At 43.7% G+C, this 1052-nt stretch carries 1 pseudogene; it reads right to left on the bottom strand.

Annotation, left to right across the window (positions count from 1 at the left end):
• Nucleotides 1–175: 175 nt before the first annotated feature.
• Nucleotides 176–1052, bottom strand: a pseudogene (locus ACT29I_RS25675) (ISNCY-like element ISCku10 family transposase); the annotation flags it as partial.

The following is a 1052-nucleotide window of genomic DNA, read 5'->3' as shown; positions in this document are numbered from 1 at the left end:
TTACAAAGTGGACAAATCCAAGCTGATTTATTTCAATATTAAAAGAGTTGAGCAAGGCTGTTCAAATACTTTTTGTTGACCAAGCGGTTTGTTCCTTTGGTTTTTCCCCATTTTGTAAATAAAAGAGCATAAGCCTCCCTGTCAAAACACTTAATATATTATTATTTATGATGTGTTATGCGGCCAGTCCCCTGTGACTGTTGTTTTTTTCGGAGGCACGCATTTCCGCAATAAATTGCTCTCCTATCTTCCGGAGGTTGTATGCGCTAACCGATAGGCTTACGTACCTTTTGAAATTATGGTAACCTTTATCTGGGCAACGGTCCAGTCCCCGGTGCTCCAGCTCGTTAACGTTTGATTCTACAGCACTGTGTTTGTTTCTCAGTTTGAGGAACTTTGGACTGTGTTCTTCTTCGTGTTCCGCTTTGTTGCATTTGCCTTTTTTAGGCAATACCAGGGTTTCGACACCTTTCTGTAATGTTTCTTTGTTGCCTTTGTTCCAAAAGCCTTTGTCAAAGCTCCAGCTTCCCACCTGGTATTGTGCAAATATCCGTTGCGCAAGCTCTGGCACTATCTCGGAATCGGACTGGTGTTCCATTACTTGGTAGTCTACTATCAGGTTGAACTGGTCTGTGGTTATCGCCACCTTTTTGCCAAGCTCCACATTGGGGCGCATCTTTCCTTTTGTCACCCATTCGGTATACTGTTCGAATATAGAAAACATTTTCTCGTCATGGGGTATGTTTTCCCCTTTTACCACACGCCTTTCCAGCAAATCGATGTGTTTTTCCAGCAACTCCATATAACGTTCCAGCTCCATCACGATTACCCAATCCTCAAGCTCTGTTTGCGGGAAGCCGGGTTTCTCTTTTTCGAGCTTCTCCAAGAGTGCTTTGGCTTTGGAAAGATATTTTTGGCAAGAGTCCATTAGCCTTTTTTGTTTGCCTTTGCCACCGGATGCACTTGCCCTGCCCAGTGCCCTCATTTTGTTTTTCAGGTCAACGCGCCAGTTTTTTATCTTTCTCCAACCCGGAAGGTTGTTCCTTTCCTGA

Source organism: Saccharicrinis sp. GN24d3 (genome assembly GCF_052400645.1).
Lineage (GTDB): Bacteria > Bacteroidota > Bacteroidia > Bacteroidales > Marinilabiliaceae > Saccharicrinis.
Note: the sequence above shows the minus strand (reverse complement) of the source record. Positions and strands in the feature narration are given on the sequence as shown.